The organism is Hydrogenophaga sp. 2FB (genome assembly GCF_005503365.1).
Lineage (GTDB): Bacteria > Pseudomonadota > Gammaproteobacteria > Burkholderiales > Burkholderiaceae_C > Hydrogenophaga.
Genome location: NZ_SCML01000015.1, coordinates 1 through 20,067, shown reverse-complemented (window position 1 = coordinate 20,067; position 20,067 = coordinate 1). Strand labels below are relative to the sequence as shown.

The following is a 20,067-nucleotide window of genomic DNA, read 5'->3' as shown; positions in this document are numbered from 1 at the left end:
CCATGAGCGCATCCACCCTGGGCCGGGACACGCCACAGGTCAACGCGCGCGCCAAGGTGCTGGGCCGCGCGGTGTACGCGGGCGACATCAAGGTCGCCGGCATGCTGCACGGCAAGATCCTGCGCAGCCCGTATCCGCACGCGCGCATCGTCAGCGTGGACACCTCGGCCGCGTTGGCCTTGCCCGGCGTCAAGGCGGTCCTCACCGGCGCCGACGCGCCGCGCGCGTTGTGGGGCGTGCACCAGAAAGAGCGCCGCATCCTGGCCGAGGGCGTGGTGCGCTTCGCGGGCGAAGAGGTGGCGGCCGTGGCGGCCACCACCGAAGAGATCGCGCGCGATGCGCTGGACCTGATCCACATCGAGTACGAGGAACTGCCCGCGATCCTCACGCCCGAGGAAGCGCTGGACGACGACGCACCCGGCGTGCACCCCGGGCGCGGCAACGTGGCGCATCAGATTCAATTCGAGCGCGGCAACATCGAAGACGGCTTCGCGCAGGCGGACCTGATCTTTGAGGCCACTTACACCACGCACGCGCAGTACCCCGGCTACCTCGAACCCATGGCCAGCGTGGCATCGCTCGACCCGGACGGCCGTCTGCAGGTCTGGACCTCGACGCAGTCGGTGTTCCTGGCCCGCGCGCGCCTGGCCGCGGCGCTGGAGTTGCCGGTCTCGCGCGTGCGCGTGGTGGCTGCCACGGTGGGTGGTGGCTTCGGCGGAAAGATCATCGAGGACGACAACCAGCTGGTGGCTGGGCTGCTCGCGCTCAAGACCGGGCGCGCGGTGCGCCTCGTCAACAACCGGCTGGAAGACTTCCAGGCCGCATGCTCCAGCGTGCCCGAGCGCATCACGCTCAAGCTGGGCATGACGCGCGACGGCCTCATCGTCGCCAAGGACGTGCGCATCGTGGCCGACTGCGGCGCCTACTGCGGCCTGTCGCCCGAGGTCATGCACGTCAGCGCCATGCGCAGCGACAACATGCACCGGCTGAAGAACGTGCGCTCGCACGCCACCATGGCCTACACCCACACGCCGCCGCACGGGGCGTTTCGTGGCTTTGGCGGCACGCAGATGCTGTTCGCGCTCAACAGCCACATCCACACCATGGCCGAGCAGCTCGGGCTCGACCCGGTGGACATCCACAAACGCAACGCCATCGGGCGCGGCGAAACGTCCATCCACGGTTGGGAGATCGGCAGCACCGGTTTGCTCGAATGCATCGCCCAGTGCACCGAAGCCATTGGCTGGAAACAGAAGCGCGCACGGCCTGCGCAACACGGCGCGAAGCGGCGTGGCGTGGGCATGGCCGCGGCCATGCACGTGAGCGGCAACCGCACCATCGGCAACTGGGACGGCTCCACCGTGGTGATCAAGGTCAACGAAGACGGCCGCGTGGTGGTGCAATCCAGCGAAGGCGACATGGGGCAGGGCGCGATGACCATGCTGAGCCAGATCGTGGCGCACGAACTCCAGCTGCCGTTGGCGCATGTGCACGTGCTCGCGCCCGACACCGACACCGCGCCATTCTGCATCGGCACACTCGCCTCGCGCGTGACCATGGCAGCGGGCAACGCGGCCATCGTCGCGGCGCGCGCCGCGCAGGACAAGCTGCTGGCCGTGGCCGCGCAGATGCTCGGCGTGGCCACAGACCAACTAGAGTTCGTGGCAGGCGCAGTGCAGGTGCGCGACGATCCCCAGCAGAAGCGCACGCTCGCCGAGCTGGCCCGCCAGCACATCTGGCGCCACGGCGGCGAAGGCATCCAGGTCTCTGGCAGTTGGGACGCCCAGACGCAGATGCACGACGCCAACGTCTACGGCAACATCGCGCCCGCCTATTCGTTCGCGGCGCAGGCCGTCGAAGTGGAAGTGGACACGCAGACCGGCCAGGTCACGGTGCTCGACAGCTTCGTCAGCGACGACTGCGGCAAGGCCCTGAACCCGCTGGCAGTCCACGGCCAGACCAACGGCGCGACCGTGCAGGCCATGGGCTGGACGCTCTACGAACAACTGCAAGTGGAAGGCGGCCGCATCATGAACGGCAACTTCGCCGACTACAACATGCCCACGGCAGACGCCGTGCCCATGCTGCGTGGCGGCCTGGTCGAATCGAACGAACCCAATGGCCCGCACGGCGCCAAGGGTGCGAGCGAAACCGCCATCCTGCCGGGCGCACCGGCGATCGCGAATGCGGTGTACGACGCCGTGGGCGTGCGCATCACCGACCTGCCCATCACGCCGCAGAAAGTGCTGGCCGCGCTGCGCGCCCTGCGGGAGACCACCCATGCTTGATTTCGATTTCCTCGAACCCGCGAGCGTGGCCGAAGCCAGCCGCATGTTGGCCGACCTGGGCGATGAATGCCGCGTCATCGCGGGCGGCACCGCGCTCATGCTTGGCATGCGCCAGCGCATGCTCACGCCTTCGCACCTGGTGTCGCTGGGCCGGATCGGTACCTTGCGCGGCATCGCATTGGACGAGCGCGGTGGCCTGCGCATCGGCGCGCTCACGCTGCACGCCGAAGTCGCGGCCTCGCCCCTGGTGCGCGAGCGCTGGCCCATGTTGGCCAGCATGGCCTCGCGCGTGGCCAACCCGCAGGTGCGCAACCAGGGCACGATCGGCGGCAACCTTTGCTACGCCGATCCGTCCACCGATCCACCGGGTTGTTTGATGGCGCTCAACGCACAGGTGGTGCTGGCGAGCCAGCGTGGCGAACGTGTCTTGTCCATGGCCGAATTTCTGGTGGACTACTACACCACCGCGCTCGAGCCCGACGAGTTGCTCAGCGAGATCCGCGTGCCCGCCATGCCGAGCGATGCGAGCGGCCAGTACGCGCGCTTCCTGCGCACGGCGGCCGAGCACCGGCCACTGGTTAGCGTGGCGTTCGTCACACGGCGCCAGGGCGCGGTGTGCACCGAAGCGCGCATCGCCGTCGGTGCTTCCACCCCGATCCCCTTGCGCCTGCCGCGTGCCGAAGCCTACCTGGCCGGCAAGACCGTGACGGCCGACGTGGCGGCCGAAGCCGCGGCCATCGTCGCCGCCGACATCGAACCCGTGTCCGACGCGCGCGGCGACGCCGACTTCCGCCGCGACATGGTGCAAGTGGTCGCCCGACGCAACATCGCCGGCCTGTTCGGCCTGCCCCAGGAGTAAGCCATGAGCCAACACCCGATCACCCTGACCGTCAACGGCGAGGCCGTACAAAGCACCGTGCCCGCGCGGCGCCTGCTGTCCGACTTTCTGCGCGACGACCTGCACCTCACCGGCACCAAACGCGGTTGCGAAACCGGCATCTGCGGCGCCTGCTCGGTGCTGGTCGACGGGCAGGTCGTGAAGTCCTGCCTGAGCCTGGCCGTGCAACACAACGGCCGCGCCATCACCACCGTCGAAGGCCTGTCGCAGGGCGAACCACTGCACCCTTTGCAGGAGAGCTTCATGCAATGCGGCGGCCTGCAATGCGGCTACTGCACGCCGGGCTTTCTCATGACCTCGTGCGCGATGCTGGCGAACAACCCGTCGCCCAGCGAAGAAGAAGTGCGCCATGGCCTCAACGGCAACCTGTGCCGCTGCACCGGCTACACCCAGATCGTCGAATCCATCCTGACCGCTGCGGAGAAGATGCGTGGAAATTGAAAAAACCCTGATGCTGGACGCGCCGCCTGCGCGTGTCTGGGCCCTGCTGCTCGACCCGAACGCCATGGGGGCTTGCGTGCCCGGCATGGAATCCATCGACGTGATCAGCGACGACGAGTACGTCGCCGTGATGAAGGTGAAGATCGCCTTCATCAGTGCGCGCTTCAAGCTCAAGACCCGCATCGTCGAACGCGACGAACCGCGCTACCTGCGCGCCGAAGGCACGGGCGAAGACGCCTCCGTGGCCAGCTCGCTCAAGCAGACCAGCGAGATGTGGCTGCAAGAACGCGAGGGTGGTGGCACGGAGCTGCGCATGAAGGTCAAGGTGGATGTGCTCGGGCGCATGGGCACGTTTGGTCTGGGGGTGATGAAGACCAAGGCCGATCGCATGTGGGATGAGTTCGGGGTGAACGCGGCGGCGCGTTTGGGTGGGGCTTCGGTGGCGGCTCCCGCTGGGGTCGCCGTCGAAGTGGTGGCGCCGGCTTCAGTGCCCACGGCCCCACCGGTCGAGGTGCCTGCCCCGGCGGCGCCACAGCAGCCGACAGCGGCGCAGGGCGGACCCACACCGCCAGCCGTGCCAGCGCGTGTCACACAGCGCACAGGCTTCTGGGCGCGCCTGCTGGGCGGCCCGTCTGCCGCCACGGGCCAGGACATCCGCGTGGAAGTCCGCCGCGGCGACACCACCATCACCGTGCACTGGCCGGTGCAGGCTTCGCAGGACTGCGCGGCCTGGCTGCGCACGCTGGTGTAGCACGCAGGTCGACGGCCTGAGTTTGCGGGCGAGCGGCCCTGTTTCTTCCTTGGAATTTCTGCACAGGGAATCTCCCCATTTGGGCATTCATCGCCCATCCATACCATTGGGGTGGTTCCTATGCGAACCGTTGTTTTATCAATAAAACATACAACGCTGTTTTCAGTGCTCACCCATTCCACAGAAAGGAACATCCATGTTTGTCCGGCGTCACGTTCTGGTGCTCTCCCTTGGCGGTTTGTCCGCCCTCGCTGCGTGTACCAGCACCTCTGCCATTCCAGGCGCCCAACTGGCTCCCGGCCACGTGGTGAACGTGCAACCGCAAACCCGGTCGCTGCTTTCAGAGTCATCGCAGCGCTGGCTGGTGTCTTACATCTCCACCTCGCACGCGGGCCAGAACACCGTGGTCCAGGGCTTGATCGATCTGCCGAAAACACCGCCTCCTGCCGGCGGCTACCCGGTTGTGAGCTGGGGCACGGGCACCACCGGTGTGGCGCCGCAATGCGCACCTTCCCTGGCGGCAGCACCATCGCGGCTGGAGTTCCAGAACGTGCTGTTGAAGCAGGGTTACGCCGTGCTGCGCACCGACTATGAGGGCTGGGGTGCATTCGCAGGGCGACCCGATCTGGAAGGCCGCAGCAACGCCTATGCGATGGCCGATCTGGTCACTGCCGCGCACGCCCTGCCCATCCAGCTGAGCAACGAATGGATCGCCGCCGGACACAGCCAGGGCGGGGGCGCGGCCATCTGGGTGGCTTCGATGAAGGAGCGCACACCGTCCTATCCGTTGAAGGCGGCCGTTGCGCTCGCCCCCACCGGGCCCGGTGTGCTGAAGTTCCTGAACGATGTGGCCGACGGCCAACCCGTATCGGCGGGCGCCCAACCTTTCGTGGCGATCACGGCGTTGGCCGCGAAGGTGGCGGACCCGAGCATCGATCTGGACAAGCTCACGAACCCGGCGATGAAATCCCAGATCGACGCAGCGAAGTCCACCTGCATTGGTGGCTTGTTTGGCATGCCTGTGCTGCAGCCCGGGCAGTACCTGAAGAAGGGCCCGGACTTCGAGAAGATGGCGAAGTTCTTCGCTGCTCAGGATCCCGCTCAGCTCAAGCTGCAGGTGCCGCTGTTCATCGCACAAGCCGAGAAGGACCAAACCACGGTTACGCCACCCACGACGCGGCAGATGATGGGGGCCTTGTGCGCCAAGGGTGCGCGCATCCAGTACAAGGAATATCCCGGCCAGGATCACGGCTCGCTGATCATGGCCTCCAGTGCGGATTCGCTCCGCTTCATCTCGTCCGCGCTGTCGAACCAGACGCTTCCCAACGACTGCCGCTAAGAGAGCGCCGCACTCAAGAAAAATGCCACCCTCGAAAGGTGGCATTTCTGCAAGTTGCAGCGCAAGGTGGCGGTGCGCTGCCCAACATCTTTTCCGGGCCGCTGATCGCGGCGCTCGCCATGAGGCGCCTCGCGCGTTGCGCTGAACGCCGTTACGCCGCCGCGCCCGGATACGGGCTGTTGTCCGCCGTGGAGAGCATGGCCCGCGCCAGGCGTTCCATCAGCTCGCGCCGCAATGGCAGAGAGGCCGCATCGTCCCAGAGATTGCGCAGTTCCAGGGGGTCGGCCTGCAGGTCGATCAGCTCGCCCCAGGGCTGACCGTCGTACACCGTCAGGCGGTACCGGTGGTCGCGCAGCGTGCGCATGCGCACGCGCCGGTCCATGCCGAAGTCGCTGCGTTGGCTTTCTTCTTCGATCAGCAGGTGCTCGCGCACAGCGGCGGCACCGTCGCCTGCCATCACCGGGAGCAGGGAAGCGCCCTGCATGCCGTTGCTGGGTTGCAGGCCCGCGCGTTCGAGCACGGTGGCCGGGATGTCGATGGTCTGTGACAGGGCGTCGCTCACACGGGTTGCGCTGTCTTGCGCGCCATCGCGCCAGATGAAGGGCACGCGCGTGAGGGCCGGGTAGTGCAGGCCGCCCTTGAACATCAGGCCGCGCTCGCCCAGCAAGTCGCCATGGTCGCTGGTGAACATCACCACGGTGTTCTGGTCCAGCCCGAGTTCGCACAGCCGGTCCATCACGCGGCCGATGCTGTGGTCGATGTGCGCGAGGCTGCCATGGTTCAGCGCCAGCGCTTCGCGCACTTCCTGCTCCGAGCTGGCGAAGCTGCCGTAGCCAGGCCGGAACGCCGGGTTGCCGCGCCGCTGCTCGCGCAGAAAGACGATGGGGGGCGGCGGGTCGATGAGCTCGGCGTTGAACGAGGCCGGCAACGACACGTCTTCTGGCCGGAACATGTCCCAGTAACGGCCCGGTGGCGTGAAGGGGTGGTGCGGGTCGGGGAACGAGCACTGCACGAAGAAGGGTCGGTCTTCGCTGGCCATGCGCGCCAGCATGTCGCCGGTCTGCTGGGCGATGTAGGCCGTGGGGTAGAGCTCTTCGGGCACGCGCGTGCGCCAGGCCTGGCGCAGGGCGGCCAGGTGCAGGCCGGGCGTGGGGATGGCGTTGTCCGGGCCGATGAGCCGATCGGCCTCGGGCGTCTGCTCGCGCAGCCAGCGCCGCCAGTGGCCGTGCTGTTCGTCGGCGTGGCCGATGGTCAGACGCACCTGTTCAAAGCCGTAGTAGGGCAGGTCCAGCTCGAAGCTCGGGTCGTCTTCCCAGCGTTTCCACACTTCCTGGCCGTAGCGTCCCGGGAAGGCGGTCAGCGCATCGTGCGGCAGTCGCTGCTCGGGCCTGGGCCAGAGCGCTGGAATGGTGGTGATGTTCTGCAGGTGGCATTTGCCGACCAGGCCGGTCTGGTAGCCGGCTTCGCGCAGCGTCTCGACGAAGGTGTGCTCGCCCAGCGAGAGCTCACGTCCGTTCATCTGCAGGCCGTGCACGCTCGGCAAGCGCCCCGTCATGAGCGAGGCCCGGTTGGGCTGGCAGATCGGCGTGGCGACGTGGAAGTGATCGAAGCGGCAGCCTTGTTGAGCCAGCGCGTCGATGTGCGGCGTGCGCACCTCGGTGTTGCCGTAGCAGCCGAGGTGGTCGGCGCGGTGCTGGTCGGTGATGAACAGCAGGAAGTTGGGGCGCTTGCTGGTCATCACCATGCTCTCCGTCAGATCAATCGGCCTTGATGTTGAGTTCCTTGGCGAGCCTGCCGTAGCGCTCGTTGTCGGCCTTCATGAAATCGGCCAGCACTTGCGGCGAACCACCGAGGATGTCCAGGCCGGCGCCGGCAAGCTTCTCGCGCACGTCGGGCAGCTGCAGCGCGTCGTTGAACTCCTTGTTCAGGCGCGTGACCACGGCGGCCGGCGTGCCCGTGGGCACGAACACGCCGTACCAGGCGTTGACCTCAACGCCTGCAATGCCTTGCTCGGTGGCGGTGGGCACGTCGGGCAGCAGCGGCGAGCGCTTCTTCTCCGTCAGCGCGAGCGGCACGAGCTTGCCGCTCTTGATGTGTGGCACGGCGCCCCCCAGGCCGGTAAACAGCAGCTTGACTTCGCCGCTGAGCGCTGCCGTGATCGAGGGGCCGACACCGCGGTAGGGCACGTGCATCAGGTCGACGTTCGCGGCGCGCTTGAGCATCTCGCCAGCGAAGTGCATGGGCGAACCGTTGCCGGGGCTGCCGTAGGGCAGGCCGGGCGACTTCTTCGCCGCGTCCAGCGCAGCTTTGAGCGTGGTCACGCCCAAGGTCGGGTTGGCCACCAGCACCATTGGCGTGGTGGCGGGCGAGATCACCGGCACCAGGTCCTTGTGCACGTCCAGGCCGCTGCCCGCGCCGGCCGGCAGCACGTGGGGCGAGATCACCATGGTGTTGGGCGTGAGCAGGATGGTGTGGCCGTCGGCGGCCGAGCGAGCCACCATGCCCGCGCCGAGCAGCGCGCCGGCGCCAGGGCGGTTGTCCACCACCACGGCTTGGCCGAGCTTGGGCGCGAGCTTCTCGGCCAGCACGCGCGCGGCGAGGTCTGGGCCACCGCCGGGCGGGAAGGGCACGACGATGGTGATGGGCTTGCCGGGGAAGGCTTGCGCCATCGCGAAGGGCGCGGCGGCTGCGAGCAGCGTGCCGAGCAGGCCGAGGGTGAAGGTGCGCTTGTGGAAGGCGGTCATGGTGGTCTCCTGTTGATGTGGTGATCGGTGGGGTGTTCAGGCTGCGGCCAGCGGCTCGTTCCAGGCGTCGTAGCCGTACACCCAGTCGGCGTTGCCCTGGCCCTTCATCCACTGGTTGCCGCGCGAGCCGATCTGGATCTTGGCGGTGCGTTCCTGGCGCGTCTTCTCGTAGCGGCGCAGCGCGGCTTCGGCTTGCGCGCGGGTGCTCACACCGGCCAGCGCGCGGCCCAGCACCACCGCATCCTCAATCGCCATGCCCGCGCCCTGTGCCATGAAGGGCAACATGGGGTGGCTGGCGTCGCCCAGCAGCGTGACCGTGCCCACCGACCATTGCGGCAGCGGGTCGCGTTCGTACAAAGCGCTCTTGAGGGTGCTGTCGCAAGCCTCGAGCAGCGCGCGTGCATCGGCATGGAAGTCTTTGTAGAAGCCGCGCAGTTCGTTCACGTCGCCTTCGCTGGTCCACGATTCTTCGTGCCAGGAATCCTGCCCGGTGGTGGCGAAAATGAAGGTGTCCTTGCCCTGGTTGAGCGGGAAGGTGACGATCTGGCTCTGCGGGTTCGGCCCCCACCACTTGGTGAAGGCTTCGATCTCGGGCACGTTGCGCACGCGCTCGGTGGGCACCACGGAGCGGAAGGACACCACGCCGGTGAAGCGCGGATGCTCTTCGCCGAACAGCGCGGTGCGCACGCGCGAGTGGATACCGTCGGCCCCCACCACCACGTCGAAGGTCGCTTCACCACCGTCCTGGAACTTCACGCGCACGCCGTCGCCGTTTTGCGTGAGCGTGTCGATGCGCTTGTCGAACTGGATGTTCTCGAGCGGAAAGTTCTCGGCCAGTGCGTTGATGATGTCGGCGCGGTGGATCGTGACCTGTGGCGCGCCGTACTGCTCCTCGGCGATGTTGCCCATGCCCAGGCGCGAGGTTTCCTTGCCCGTGTCCCAGTCGCGGCTGATGCGAAAGGTCGGGCGCCCGCCGCGTTCGCGAATCGCCTGGCCCGCGCCGAGGCCATCGATGGCGCGCACCACGTTCGGTGTGAGGTTGATGTCCGCCCCCACGCGCGAGAAGCCCTTGGCCTGCTCGAACACGGTGACGTCATGGCCTTGCTTTCGCAAGGCGATGGCGGCGGCCAGTCCGCCCACGCCGCCACCAGCGATACCGATTTTCAAACTGCCCATGGGTTTGCTCCTGCGTTGACGATCTGCGCATTGTTCAGCGCAAGCCCTGTGCACTCAACCGCCCGGACGCTCGAAATGGGTACGATTCGTCCATGGATGTCCTCAGCGAAGTCCTCGCCATCTGCCGCGCCGAACGCGCGGTGACGGCGCGGTTCCACCTCTCATCGCCCTGGGGCTTGCACTCCAACGGGGTGTCGGGCGCCGCCATGATCCGCATGGCGCGCGGCGCGCCCTGGTGGGTGGAGGCGGCCGGTGGCGGCGCGCCGTTGCGCGTGGAGCCGGGCGACCTGGTGATGATGCCGCTCGGCGCGGCGCACCGCATGGGCTCCACACCCGATGCGCCCACCGTGCCTTTCGCCCAGTTGCTCACGCAGCGCACGCCTGGTGCGCGCGACGAAGCGCCGCTGGATCTGCGCCACGGTGGTGGCGGCGACGGCTGCGAGATGTTCAGCGCGCTGCTGTGGTTCTCCGCCTACTGCCGGCACTCGGTGTTGAGCGTGTTGCCACCGCTGATCCATGTGCGCGCGAGCGAACTGCCCACGGCGGTCACGCTCGCGGCGTCGATGGAGTCGCTGGTGACCGAAACGCTCGACCAGCGCCCGGGCTGGCGCCTCTCGGCCAGCCGCATGGGCGAGCTGCTGTTGATCAACATCCTGCGCGGGCACCTGTTGCGTGGCGCGGGCGCGGCCGAGGCCAACTGGTGGCGCGGTCTGTCCGATCCCGCCATCGCCCGCGCCATCGCCGCGATGCACCGCGAACCCGCGCGCAGCTGGACGGTGGAAGCGCTGGCGCGCGAGGCCGCGATGTCGCGCTCGCGCTTCAGCGACCGCTTCAAGGCCTTGGTGGGTGACACGCCCATGGGCTATCTGGGTGGGCACCGCATGGCGCTGGCGGCGGAACAACTGGAGGCCGGCTACCTGCCGCTGGCGCAGGTGGCACAGGACGCGGGCTACGAGTCGGACAAGGTGTTCGCGCGGGCGTTCCGGCGTTGGTCGGGCCTGTCGCCCACCGCGTATGCCAAGCGCGAGGTGGCGCGAAGGACGGCGATGAGCAACCCGCACACGGCGTCGGCCCCGGATTGATGCATCTGGTCGGCTAGGAGCGCGCATAGCGCCGCGCCATCTCGATCGCCGCCATGCACACCGTCAACCAGGCGAAGCCCACAGCGAATCCGGCGACGACGTCGCTGGCCCAGTGCACTTGCAGGAACACACGGCTCCACCCTGTGCTGAAGGCCAAGGTGGCGGCCAGCAGGGCGCCGGGAAGGTGCCAGCGCGACGGCAGCAGCCGCACGCACAAATAGGCCAACATCCCGTAGACCACCACCGAGCCGGAGGTGTGTCCGCTGGGGAAACTGAAGCCGTCTGCCGATGCAAAGCCGTGGTCGTGCAAGGGCCGAACGCGCTCGAAGATCTGCTTGAGCACCCGATTGAGCACGGCGCCACCCGCGCACGCCGTGGACCAGGCGAACGCCAGCGAGGTTTGCCGGCGTGCGATCAGCAGAGCGGCCACCGCGAGGACCAACAGCGTCAGCGGCATGGGATCGCCCAGGTGGGTCACCGCGCCGAAGAAGCGCAGCGTGGAAACCGACAGTTCGCGCGACAGCGTCTCGGTGAGTCGAACGTCAAACTGTCCGATCTCTTCGTCCGCGTCCAACGCTTCCATCATCTCGGCGAACAAGGCGGCCGTTGCCATCAACATGCCCGCCCCGATGACAAACCAGACGCTCAACAGCACCGTGCGCGGCAAGGGGCCCTTCGCGATGCGCCCGCCGTACCGTCTGACGCTGACGACGGCCACGGCGGCCCCTACCAACAACCCCAGCAGCGCAACCGCGAACAGGGGCATCGCGTGCGCCCCGGTCCACTCGGCCCAGGCCAGGGCTCGTTCCAGATCGCTGTCCATCTGCCAGATCGTCAGTTTGGCTCCGGTATGAGACCGGCTGCCCGCATGACCTTCTGCTCATCCTCGTGCGAAATCCAGAATGCGGCTTTGGGCCCGGCACCCGCATCGAACAGAAAGTAGGTGATGAAGAACCGGAAGTCGAGGGGATGGCCCGGCTCTTTCTCGAACGTCATCTGCCAATGGACTTTGGCCATCGTGTACTTGTCATCGAGAGGTGTTGCGTCCACACCCAGCACCTGGGCGCGCCTGAAGCCGATCTGCTCGAAGAAGGCCTTTCGCTGCACGATGGAAGCCCGAAGCTTCTCATCGTTCCTGCCGCACGAGACCCCGTTCGGGTCGCCGGCCAGGAACTCCGACATGTAGAGAGAACCCATCAATTCGGGGTCGAAGGTATTGGCTCCTTCTTCGTAGCGCGCGAAATAGGCTTGGATCTTTTCCATGGTGCCTCGCTTCTGCATGGCCGCTTGCGGGCCGGAGCCAACCATCGTAGCCGAGGTCGCCGTGGTCGACCACACTCATTCGACACCGCCAGCACCCCGCGCCAGCGCCGTGCGATCGAGCACGCAGATGTGGCCGCGGCCCAGCTCGATCAGGCCTTCGCGTTCGAGCTTGCGCAGTTCCTGGTTCAGGCTCTGGCGCGTCACGCCCAGCACATCGGCCAGGTCGGCCTGCTTGGCCTGAATGCGCCCATCGGGGTAGTCCTGGAGCTGTCCCGAGAGCACCCGCATCAGACGCATGGGCAGCGTGAGCAAGGACTGTGCGGCGAGCGCTTCGTACTGCGCGCGGGCGCGCCGGCACACCAGGTAGATCAGGCGCAGGGCGAGGCTCGGGTGGTCTTGCAGCGTCTGCAGCAATGTCGCGCGTGTCATCCGCAACAGGCGCGTGGGCCGGACCGTCGTGGCGGTGTGGATCATCGGGCCGTTCTCCAGCACCGGGATGAGGCCGAAAAGCTGCCCGCGGCCGAGCCAGCTCGTGACGTGGCGTTTGCCCTCCGCGTTCGTCATGCCGACCTCGATCGCACCCTCGGCCACGACGATCAGGTGCTCCGCGATGTGCCCGCGCGTGGCGACGATGGTGCCCGCTGGCACCTTCTCCAGCCAGCTGGCAGCGGCCAGTTGATCGACCACGGCGTCTTCGCACCCCGCCAGCCAGGGCGCCGTGCGCAAGACATGCCAGGCCGCCTCCGGAAGGTCCTTCCGATCACCCACGATCTGCTCCTTTGCGTCCGGAATCCGACATACAGCGGTCGGCCAGGTTTCTACAGTCGATGCACACCACAACCACGAGGATACACATGACAGCCCTCCACCCGATCCCGGTCAAGATCCCTCTCGGCGGCCGCGCTGCCGTTGCTGCACTGCAGCGCAATCGCGTCGATCACGTGGTCACGGTGCCCGACTGGGTGCAGCTGTCCATGCACGCGCAGCTCGCACAAGGCACCGACGGCATCCGGTTGCTGAACGCCTGCAGCGAGAACCAGTGCATCACCATCGGCGCGGGCCTCACGCTCGGAGGCCGCAGACCGATGCTGGTGATGCAGAACCAGGGCTTCTACAACTGCATCAACACCTTGCGCGCGGTGTGCATGGACGCTCACGTTCCGCTCGTCTTCATGGTCGGCCAGTTCGGCCGCGAATACGCCAACCTGGGCCAGGACCCGCGCCAGTCGCGCCGCACCATGGTGCGCATTCTGGAGCCGGTGCTGGAGACGCTGGGCCTGCCGTTCTGGCGCGTCGACAGCGCCAACGATCTCGAGCAGATGGAAGAAGCGTACGCCACCGCGGAGCAGCGCCGTACCGCCGCGCTGCTGCTGGTCGGCACCCCGATGGCCTGGAACTGAGCCCGGAGACGACACCATGATGAACCCCCTGCAAGCCTGCGCAGTGGTCGCGCAGCAACGCCCCGAAGACAGCGTCCTCGTCGCCACGATGAGTTCGATGAACGTGCTGGACCGCCTTGATGCGGAGATCGCCGACACGATCCGCGCGCCGCGCGCCACGCGCATCAGCTCGGTGCCGCTCATGGGCGGCGCCGCCGGCCTGGGCACCGGCATTGCGCTGTCGCACCCCCAGCGCAAGGTGATCGTGATGGACGGCGACGCGAGCCTGCTGCTCGAACTCAGCGGCCTGGTGTCGGTGGTCACGGCCGGGCCGCGCAACCTGCTGCACATCGTCGTGCGCAACGGCACGCAGTTCAACGGACTGGCCAATCTGCGGGCGCCCGCGCCGGACTTCGATTTCGCCAGTGGCGCGCGCAGCGCCGGTTATGCGCACGTGGAAAGCATCGAGGACGCGACCGAGTGGGCGCAGCGCTTCCCCCTGCTGTTGGCCATGCAGGGCCCGGTCTTTGTCGAACTGCGTGTGCAGCCACTGCCGCAGCGCGCGGAAGAAGGTTTCGAGCAGACCGAAATGCCCGACATCCAGTTCGAGCGCATGGGCCTCGAAACCCAGGCGCTGCAAGCCTGGCTGGCACAACAAGGGGCATGACATGGACGCCACGGAAAGCTTCGACTACATCGTGATCGGTGCCGGCTCCTCGGGCGCCACCGTGGCGCACCGCCTGGCGGCGCAACCCGGTGCGCGCGTGCTGTTGCTGGAGGCCGGCGCTCCCCGCCAGAACGACTTCTGGGTGCGCACGCCGCTGGGCATTGGCAAGCTGCTGTTGAACCCGGACTACGTCTGGCCCTTCGAAACCGAACCCCAGGCCGCGCTGGACGGCAAGCGCATCTACTGGCCGCGAGGCCGCCTGCCGGGTGGATCGAGTTCCGTCAACGGCATGATCTACGTGCGCGGCGAGCCGCGCGAGTACGACCATTGGCGCGACGGGCTCGGCAACGCGGGTTGGGGCTATGACGATCTGCTGCCGTATTTCAAGCGCATGGAGTCGTATGCCGATGGCGACGACGCGTTGCGCGGGCGCTCCGGCCCCATCGGTGTCTCGAACCTGGCGCACGACCCGAGTTCGCTCGGCGATGCCTTCGTCGCGGCCTGCGAGCAGGCCGGCATTCCCAAGGCGGTCGACTACAACGGCCGGGGTTATGAGGGGGTTTCCTACCTGCAGCTCAGCACCCAGGGCGGCGAGCGCTGCAGCACCGCGCGCGGCTACCTGGGCAAAACGCGCCCGGCCGGGCTTGACCTGCGCACCGAAGCGCAGGCCACGCGCCTGCTGTTCGAAGGGCGCCGCGCGATCGGCGTCGAGTACATGCAGCGCGGAGTCAAGCGCACGGCGCACGCGCGGGCCGAGGTGATCCTGTCGGCCGGGCCGATCAAGTCGCCGCAGATCCTCGAACTGTCGGGCATTGGCCAGGCGGAACGCCTGCGCGGTCTCGGCGTGCCGGTGCTGCACGATCTGCCCGGCGTGGGCGAAAACCTCAGCGACCATCTGCAAGGCCGCATCACCTTCGAATGCACCGAGCGCGTGACGCTCAACGAGATCATGCAGAGCCCGTGGCGCCAAGGCCTGATGGGCGCCCGCTATCTGCTGACGCGGCGCGGTGTCATGGCCACGCCCTCGGCGAGCGCGCACGCGTTGGCGCGCTTCGACGCCACGCAGGACCGGCCGATGGTGAAGGTGCAGATGCACCACCTGAGCGGCGCTGACCGCTATTCGCGCACCAAGGGCGCCGGCATGGACACCTTCCCCGGCTTCGCGATCGGCTTCTTCAACCTGCGGCCGGCGTCGCGCGGCTGGGTGCATGCCACCAGCCCCGACGCGCTGGCCGATCCGGCGATGGAGCCGCGCTACCTCACCCACGACGAGGACCGCGCCACCATGCTGGGTGCGATCAAACTGTCGCGCACGATCTCGCAGCAGCCTGGGCTGGCGCGCCTGGTCAAACGCGAGACGCGCCCCGGCATCGACATTCGCGCCGACGAGGAATTGCTGGACTACATCCGCACCTGTGGCCAGACTTCCTGGCATCCGATCGGCACCTGCAAGATGGGCCGCGATCCCCTGTCCGTGGTGGACGCCGAACTCCGCGTGCACGGCATCGAAGGCCTGCGCGTCGTGGATTCGTCGATCATGCCGACGATGCCGTCGTCCAACACGAACGCGGGTTCGATCGCCATCGGCGAAAAGGCCGCCGACATGATCCTGAATGCCGCCCGCACCGAGGGCACGGGCAGGCAGGCCCACCGCGCGCAGAAGAACAGGCCGCGCGAAGGCATTCCCGCCTGAGACAGCGGTTATCCGAAACAGCACGTCAGACAGACAGCCCACAAGGAGACAACCATGACCCATCCCACCCGCCGCACCGCCATCGCTGCCCTGGTCGCCGTCCCCTGGCTTGGCCGCACGGCCATGGCCCAGTCGGATTGGCCTCGCCGGCCCATCCGCATCGTCGTGCCGTATCCGGCCGGCGGCACACCCGACGTGACCACGCGCGTGTTGGGCGAGCAGCTCGCCACGGTGCTCAAGACCAGCGTGATCGTGGAAGCGAAGCCGGGCGCCTCGGGGCTGATCGGCATGCGCGCCGTCACGTCCAGCGCGGCCGATGGCTACACCCTGGCTTATGTGTCCACGGGCCAGGTCACGCTGAGCGCCATGAATCCGAAGTTCGATCTGCTCAAGGAATTGAAGCCCGTGGTGCGCGTGTCGGGTTCGCCGTTCGGCGTGCTGGTCAGCACCGCATCGCCCTACAAGACCATGGCCGAACTGGTCGTCGCCGTGCGCGCGCAACCCGGCAAGCTCAGTTTCGGCACGGCCGGTGCGGGCTCGCCGGCCCACATGGCGGTGGCCCATCTGGAAGATGCGCTGAAGGACTTCCAGGCGCTGCACGTGCCCTTCAAGGGCGCGGTGGAGTCGATCAACGCGATCTTGGCCGGCCAGATCGATTTCACCATCGGTGTATTGGGTGCCGCCGTGCCCCACCTCAAGGCCGGCAAGCTGCGCATCCTGGCCGTGACGCCCGCCAGGCGCGTCGCGCTGATGCCCGACGTGCCCACCGTTGCCGAGGCCCTCGGAACCCCCTACGACTTCCAGTCCTGGGGCGGGTACATGGTGCCGGCCGGCACACCGGACGACGTGGTGGACCGCCTGGCCGCTGGCATCGCGCAGGCCGCGAACACCGAGGTCTTCCGGAAGTTCCTGCAAAGCGTCGCCGGTGAACTCGATCTGGTGACATCGCCAGCCGAATTCCGCAAGCGGCTGGTGCCTGCCCTGGACGCCGAGCGGCGCATTGTGCAACGCCTGGGCTTGAAGGAAGGCTCCTGAGGCCGCCGTTGGCCCAGCGCCTTGTTCACGCCCTCCATCACCTTCGAAGAGATTTGCCATGTCCGACAACGAATGCATCGCAGCCCACGTGAAGCCGGCTTTCCAGGGCCGCATCGGCAAGACCCTGACCGACTCCATGCCCCATTGGCCGGCGCCGGTTCGCGCACCGCAGGGTGCACCGAACGTGGTCATGGTCCTGCTCGACGACCTCGGCTACTCCGACTTCGGCTGCTTTGGCGGCGACATCGACACGCCGAACATCGATGCGCTGGCGGCGCAGGGCCTTCGCTTCTCCCGGTACACCACGGTGCCCATGTGCACTCCAGCGCGCGCCGCCTTGCTGACCGGCAAGAACCCGCACAGCGTGGGCTGCGGCTGGCTCACGCACAGCGACCCGGGCTACCCGGGCTACAAGGGCGAGATGTCGCTGGATGCGCCCACCATGGCCGAGCTGCTGCGCCTGCGCGGCTACAGCACCATGGCCGCTGGCAAATGGCACAACATCTACGACCGCAACAACGTGCCGGGCGGTGACACCAGCGCCTGGCCGGTGCAACGCGGCTTCGAGCGCTTCTATGGCTTCCAGGCGGCCGAGACCAGCTACTTCCAGCCCGAGAACATGATGGAGGGCAACCAGCCCGCCCAGGCCGGCGTTTACCCGCCCGACTACTTCGCGCCGGACGACTACACGCAGCGCTCGCTGGACTGGATTACCGACCACCGCTCGGGGTCGCCGGATAAACCCTTCTTTCTCTACCTGGCGTACCAGACGCCGCACGCGCCCCTGCAGGCCAAATCCGAGGACATCCGCAAGTACCGTGGCCGCTACGACGCGGGCTGGGACGCGGTGCGCCAGGCGCGCTTCGAACGCCAGTGCGCCGCCGGCCTGCTGGAGCCGAACGCGCAGTTCATCGGCCGCAACGCCGGCATCCCGGCCTGGGACGAACTCACGCCCGAGTCGCGCGCCCTGCATGCGCGTTACATGGAGGTCTACGCGGCACTGGTGGACAACGTGGACCAGAACATCGGCAAGCTGGTGGCGCACCTGAAGCACCTGGGCCAACTGGACAACACCATCATCATGATCACGTCCGACAACGGCGCGAACTCCGTGGGCGGTCCCACAGGCGTCATGAACCTGCAGGGACAACGCGTGGGCATCGGCGACGACGACGCGCTGAACCAGCGCCTGTTGAAGGAAGACCGCATCGGCGCGCGGGACACGTACCTCGCCTATCCGACGGGATGGACACAGGTGTCGAACACGCCTTATCGGCTCTACAAGCGCACCACGATGAACGGCGGCATCCGCGTGCCCTTCGTGCTGCACTGGCCCGAGGGTGTGGCCGAGCCCGATCGCGGGGCCGTGCGCACCCAGTGGATCCACGTGACCGACGTGCTGCCGACCGTGATGGAGGCTTGCGGCGCCGAACTGCCGGCGCAGTTCAACGGTTACCGCACCCGCGCGCTCGACGGGGTCAGCTTCGGCGCCATGCTGCGCGATGCGCAGGCGCCCACCCAGCGAAGCCAGCAGTACTACGAACTCGCGGCGAACCGGGGCTTCATCTCCGGCGACTGGAAGATCGTTTCGTTGCAGCCGCCGCAGAAGGCGATCGATCTTGACAACTGGATGTTGTTCGACCTGGCGAACGACCCCGTGGAGCAGCACGACCTGGCCAGCCAGCATCCGGAGGTGTTGCAGCGCCTGATCGCGGAATTCGAGCGGCACGCGGATGCCAACTACGTCTACCCGCTGGACAACCGCACCGAGGCGCGGTCCATGGGTGTGCCGCCGCACGAAGTCGAGCGCATGCTGCTGCCGCGCGAATGCCACCGTGCGGGACAGGGCTTGCCGGGCATGGTGACCACGCCGCTGGTGGCCGACCGCAGCTACCGCATTCATGCGGACTTCGGCTGGAAACGCGGCGACGAGGGCATTGTGTTTTCGCTCGGGGATCGGTTCAGCGGGCTGGTGGTGTTTGTCGAGGAGGGGGCCTTGCACTGTGTCTACCAATGGTGGTTCAACCCGAAGGCCTTGCCCCCGGTCCCGCTGTCCGAAGGGCCCCAGCGTTTTACGTTCGACTACGAGGCCATGGGCGACCGGAGAGGCCGAGGGCGCCTGGTGCTCAACGGCGTTCCCGTGACGGAGGCCGTGGAGCTGTCGCCGACGCTGTTGCGCATCACGGGCGGGCTGAACGTGGGGCTGTCGCGTCGCCTCGCGGTCGCGGAGCGGCTGGAAGCGCGCGGCGAATTCCGCTACACGGGCACCATCGAGCGCGTGCGGATCGAGCCCGGTGCCTTGCCCGCGAAGACTTCGCTGGTGCAGAACGAAGCGGAGCTGCAGGCGCGCATGCGAGCGACCACAGCAACAAGCTGAAGGTGTTGGAGGGGGCCGGTGGCTGGCCGGTGTGTTGACACCCCGAGCAGCGGTCAGAATGATGCGAGGCGGTACGCTTCGCGGCAAGGCCGCTTCAACGAAGGGATGACACCATGCTCAAGCTCTACGGATTTTCGAAAGTCAACGCCGGCGCGCGTGGCCACACCCGCGACCTGCGCGTGCTGTGGGCACTCGAAGAGATGCAGTTGCCGTTCGAGCTGGTGGGCATGAACCACCCCGCACTCGACCTCAGCACCGAAGCCTACCGCCGGCTCAGCCCCTTCGAACAGATCCCGTCGATCGACGATGACGGATTGGTGCTGTCCGAGTCCGCCGCCATCCTCATCTATCTGTCAAAAAAATCGGGCCGCCTGATACCCGACGACCGCGCCGGCGGGGCGCAGGTGATGCGCTGGTGCTTCGCCGCGATGAACACGGTCGAGCTGCCGCTGATGAGCCTGTTGGTGCTCGACTGGACGGCGGATGGCAGCTGCGGCAAGCACCGCGAGTTCCTGGTCGGCTGGGTGCATCGGGCGCTGGGGAACCTGGAGCGCTGGCTCGCGGGCCGCGACTTCGTCGCGACACCCGATTTCACCGTCGCCGACATCCTGATGGCCCACGTGCTCTCGTCGGGCATCAAGGACGAGCGATTGATCGCACCGTACCCGGGCCTCTTGTCGTATCGGGACCGGTGCCTGGCTCGGCCCGCGTGGCAGCGGGCCTTCGCGGCGTACTGTGCGCGGGTGGAGGCCGGCTAGGTCGGGCACAGGCGGGACGTCGACGCGACGGGTCACCTTCCGGCCGGCCTGGGATTGAACTGTCTCTCCTGCCCCCTCGAAAACTGCGGTTGTGGCGACGGGTTCGGATTTGCTCCTTCCCCCGCTGGGGGAAGGTGGGGATGGGGGCAGGCGCGCCGACCACATCACTTCAGGCA

The 20,067-nt window shown here is 67.5% G+C and carries 18 protein-coding genes; 12 read left to right on the top strand and 6 right to left on the bottom strand.

Features of this window, described 5'->3' with window-relative positions; translation table 11 throughout:
- The first annotated feature begins 2 nt into the window (after positions 1-2).
- The 5 genes from FFS09_RS10780 (at position 3) to FFS09_RS10760 (ending at position 5,717) form a co-directional block, all read left to right on the top strand.
- Positions 3-2,288 carry a xanthine dehydrogenase family protein molybdopterin-binding subunit gene (locus FFS09_RS10780; protein ID WP_171019973.1) on the top strand — a complete coding sequence of 762 codons (2,286 nt, stop codon included), beginning with the start codon at positions 3-5 and terminating at the stop codon, positions 2,286-2,288.
- The gene (locus FFS09_RS10775; protein WP_137918875.1) at positions 2,281-3,147 is read left to right on the top strand and encodes an FAD binding domain-containing protein; all 867 of its coding nucleotides are present in this window, start codon (positions 2,281-2,283) and stop codon (positions 3,145-3,147) included. Before FFS09_RS10780 ends, FFS09_RS10775 begins: the two co-directional genes overlap by 8 nt.
- A gap of 3 nt (positions 3,148-3,150) precedes the next feature.
- A complete protein-coding gene (locus FFS09_RS10770; RefSeq protein ID WP_137918874.1) occupies positions 3,151-3,627 on the top strand; it encodes a (2Fe-2S)-binding protein in 477 nt (158 codons plus the stop codon).
- A complete protein-coding gene (locus tag FFS09_RS10765; protein ID WP_137918873.1) occupies positions 3,617-4,378 on the top strand; it encodes an SRPBCC family protein in 762 nt (253 codons plus the stop codon). The genes FFS09_RS10770 and FFS09_RS10765 overlap by 11 nt, the downstream gene beginning before the upstream one ends.
- A 196-nt stretch (positions 4,379-4,574) precedes the next feature.
- Complete coding sequence (locus tag FFS09_RS10760) at positions 4,575-5,717, top strand: alpha/beta hydrolase family protein (protein WP_137918872.1); 1,143 nt, start codon at positions 4,575-4,577, stop codon at positions 5,715-5,717.
- Positions 5,718-5,868: 151 nt separating this feature from the next.
- Here FFS09_RS10760 and FFS09_RS10755 read toward each other — a convergent pair whose 3' ends face one another.
- Genes FFS09_RS10755 through FFS09_RS10745 form a run of 3 tightly spaced genes read right to left on the bottom strand, consistent with a single transcriptional unit; the run spans position 5,869 to position 9,637 of the window.
- Positions 5,869-7,455 (bottom strand): sulfatase family protein, encoded by a 1,587-nt coding sequence (locus tag FFS09_RS10755; protein WP_137918871.1) that lies wholly within the window; start codon positions 7,453-7,455, stop codon positions 5,869-5,871.
- Between the two features lie 19 nt (positions 7,456-7,474).
- A complete protein-coding gene (locus FFS09_RS10750) occupies positions 7,475-8,461 on the bottom strand; it encodes a Bug family tripartite tricarboxylate transporter substrate binding protein (protein WP_137918870.1) in 987 nt (328 codons plus the stop codon).
- 36 nt (positions 8,462-8,497) lie between these two features.
- The gene (locus FFS09_RS10745) at positions 8,498-9,637 is read right to left on the bottom strand and encodes an FAD-dependent monooxygenase (protein WP_137918869.1); all 1,140 of its coding nucleotides are present in this window, start codon (positions 9,635-9,637) and stop codon (positions 8,498-8,500) included.
- A gap of 92 nt (positions 9,638-9,729) precedes the next feature.
- Between FFS09_RS10745 and FFS09_RS10740 the strand changes: the two genes are divergently transcribed.
- A complete protein-coding gene (locus tag FFS09_RS10740) occupies positions 9,730-10,719 on the top strand; it encodes an AraC family transcriptional regulator (RefSeq protein WP_137918868.1) in 990 nt (329 codons plus the stop codon).
- Positions 10,720-10,732: 13 nt separating this feature from the next.
- Here FFS09_RS10740 and FFS09_RS10735 read toward each other — a convergent pair whose 3' ends face one another.
- From FFS09_RS10735 to FFS09_RS10725, 3 genes are all read right to left on the bottom strand, one after another.
- The gene (locus FFS09_RS10735; protein WP_137918867.1) at positions 10,733-11,542 is read right to left on the bottom strand and encodes a phosphatase PAP2 family protein; all 810 of its coding nucleotides are present in this window, start codon (positions 11,540-11,542) and stop codon (positions 10,733-10,735) included.
- A gap of 11 nt (positions 11,543-11,553) precedes the next feature.
- The gene (locus FFS09_RS10730; RefSeq protein WP_137918866.1) at positions 11,554-11,982 is read right to left on the bottom strand and encodes a DUF6841 family protein; all 429 of its coding nucleotides are present in this window, start codon (positions 11,980-11,982) and stop codon (positions 11,554-11,556) included.
- A gap of 75 nt (positions 11,983-12,057) precedes the next feature.
- The gene (locus tag FFS09_RS10725) at positions 12,058-12,750 is read right to left on the bottom strand and encodes a Crp/Fnr family transcriptional regulator (RefSeq protein WP_137918865.1); all 693 of its coding nucleotides are present in this window, start codon (positions 12,748-12,750) and stop codon (positions 12,058-12,060) included.
- Positions 12,751-12,836: 86 nt separating this feature from the next.
- Between FFS09_RS10725 and FFS09_RS10720 the strand changes: the two genes are divergently transcribed.
- The 6 genes from FFS09_RS10720 to FFS09_RS10695 all read left to right on the top strand — a co-directional run bounded on the left by FFS09_RS10720 (position 12,837) and on the right by FFS09_RS10695 (position 19,891).
- Positions 12,837-13,382: a thiamine pyrophosphate-binding protein gene (locus FFS09_RS10720; RefSeq protein WP_137918864.1), complete on the top strand. Its 546-nt coding sequence runs from the start codon at positions 12,837-12,839 to the stop codon at positions 13,380-13,382.
- Between the two features lie 16 nt (positions 13,383-13,398).
- On the top strand, positions 13,399-14,028 hold the full coding sequence (locus tag FFS09_RS10715) for a thiamine pyrophosphate-dependent enzyme (RefSeq protein ID WP_137918863.1): 630 nt from the start codon (positions 13,399-13,401) through the stop codon (positions 14,026-14,028).
- Position 14,029: 1 nt separating this feature from the next.
- Entirely contained in the window at positions 14,030-15,721 is a 1,692-nt protein-coding gene (locus tag FFS09_RS10710) for a GMC family oxidoreductase (RefSeq protein ID WP_137918862.1), read from the top strand.
- 54 nt (positions 15,722-15,775) lie between these two features.
- Positions 15,776-16,756, top strand: coding sequence for a Bug family tripartite tricarboxylate transporter substrate binding protein (locus FFS09_RS10705; RefSeq protein WP_137918861.1), 981 nt, complete (start codon positions 15,776-15,778; stop codon positions 16,754-16,756).
- 58 nt (positions 16,757-16,814) lie between these two features.
- Positions 16,815-19,133 carry a sulfatase family protein gene (locus tag FFS09_RS10700; protein ID WP_137918860.1) on the top strand — a complete coding sequence of 773 codons (2,319 nt, stop codon included), beginning with the start codon at positions 16,815-16,817 and terminating at the stop codon, positions 19,131-19,133.
- A gap of 113 nt (positions 19,134-19,246) precedes the next feature.
- A complete protein-coding gene (locus tag FFS09_RS10695; RefSeq protein WP_137918859.1) occupies positions 19,247-19,891 on the top strand; it encodes a glutathione S-transferase family protein in 645 nt (214 codons plus the stop codon).
- The last annotated feature ends 176 nt before the right edge of the window (positions 19,892-20,067 follow it).